The sequence below is a fragment of the Dietzia sp. DQ11-38-2 genome, assembly GCF_014145055.1.
GTDB lineage: Bacteria > Actinomycetota > Actinomycetes > Mycobacteriales > Mycobacteriaceae > Dietzia.
On the sequence record NZ_JAALDW010000482.1, the window covers coordinates 1 to 1,611 of the forward strand.

The window sequence follows — 1,611 nt, forward strand, 5'->3', positions numbered from 1 at the left end:
GCGCGGGAGGCACCGGCCCAGCAGGAGGCCCCGGCTGGGTACGGGGTGCCTGCGCTGTCGGCGGCGCCTGCTGCGCCTGTCGCCCGAGCGCGGCCAGGTCGCTCCGGACCTCCGCCATCTCGGCGGTGATGCGTCCGAGACGGGCGTCGAGGTCGGCGAGTGTCCGCTGGAGGTGGTCGGGGTGTTCCGGGTTCACCCCTGAATACTCTCCCGTACCGGCCGCCTCGTCCACAGGCTCCGCGGTCGGCCGGCCTCCCTCTATCGCCGCGCGAGGTGGGCCTGCGCCCCGGCCCGCGACCGCAACACGAGGACCACACCGACCGCGCTGACCGCCATCCCCACCACCGCGAGAAGAGTGATCGGCACCCCGAACATCAACCACACCCAGACCATGGTGGTGGGCGGGGTCAGGTAGAGCAGGACGCTGGCGACCGTGGCGCCGCGGGTGCGGGTGACGAACACATAGAGGACGTACCCGCAGAGCGTCGACAGGAAGACCAGCCAGGCCACCGCCACCCAGAAGTCGGGGTCGGCCGGCACCGCTCCCTGCCCGACGAGGAGCATCGCTGCGACCAGGGCCCCCGCCGCGACGACCGACTGCATGGTGATCGCCTGGAGCAGGGTCTCCGTCGGCCTGAGGCGCTGGGTGAGAACCGTCCCCGTGGCGAGGCTCAGCATCCCGGCCACCGGGAACAGGTACGCCCACCACGGCGCACTCCCGGCACCCAGGCCGCCAGAGACCACCACCACCACGCCGGCCATCCCGAGCAGCATGCCGAACCACATGACCGGCGTGGTCCGTTCCCCGAGGAACCTGCCCGCGACGGTCGCCACGAGCAGCGGCTGCAGGGCCGCGATCAGCGCCGCCGTCCCGCCGTCGACACCGCGCGCGACGCCCTCGAAGATCATGAACAGGAACACGGCCTGGCTGAACAGACCCAACACCGCCTGCCGCGCCCACGCCCTCCGGTCGGCCAACCGCACGCCCAGCACGAGGCAGACGGAGAGCAGCAGCACCCCCAGGATCGAGAACCGCCACCCGAGCAGCTGCAGCGGGGTCCCCCCGGTCCGGGTCCCGAGCTCGGCGCCGACATAGCCCGAGCTCCACATGATCACCAGAGCCACCGACGCCAGATGGCCGGCGTTGCGGCGGAGCGCATCTCGAGCGGGCGTGGGCATCGGCACAGCCTACGAAGCGGCCGGCCTCGTCGTCGTCGTACCGTCGGCCCCACCCCCGCGCCCGGGACCCGCCGCCGGTGATCCGCAGAGGGACGGCGGACGACGAACGCCCCCGTCCGGAGGGACGAGGGCGTTGCCGATACCTGCTGTGCGCCCGAAGGGACTCGAACCCCTAACCTCTTGATCCGTAGTCAAGTGCTCTATCCATTGAGCTACGGGCGCAGTATTCATCTGTCGTGCCAGTTCATCCGGTCACCCGGTGCTCCGGCATGGCGGAGGCGAGAGGATTTGAACCTCCGGTCCCCTTTAAGGAGGACAACTCATTAGCAGTGAGTCCCATTCGGCCGCTCTGGCACGCCTCCTGGAGGCTCTGCTGAGCCAACGAGGGATAACAGTACACACCGGTCGGCGGGGTGCGCAAAACGGCCGGAC

The 1,611-nt window shown here is 70.6% G+C and carries 2 protein-coding genes and 2 tRNA genes; all 4 read right to left on the bottom strand.

The annotated features are described in order from the left end of the window. On the bottom strand, positions 1–196 hold a 196-nt coding region (locus tag G6026_RS17000), incomplete at its 3' end, for a hypothetical protein (RefSeq protein WP_206682033.1). Positions 197–258: 62 nt separating this feature from the next. Next, positions 259–1,179: a DMT family transporter gene (locus tag G6026_RS15045; RefSeq protein WP_182613648.1), complete on the bottom strand. Its 921-nt coding sequence runs from the start codon at positions 1,177–1,179 to the stop codon at positions 259–261. 149 nt (positions 1,180–1,328) lie between these two features. Continuing rightward, positions 1,329–1,401: transfer RNA gene (locus G6026_RS15050), tRNA-Arg, on the bottom strand. A gap of 48 nt (positions 1,402–1,449) precedes the next feature. Then, a tRNA-Ser gene (locus G6026_RS15055) sits at positions 1,450–1,541 on the bottom strand. Positions 1,542–1,611 lie beyond the last annotated feature (70 nt).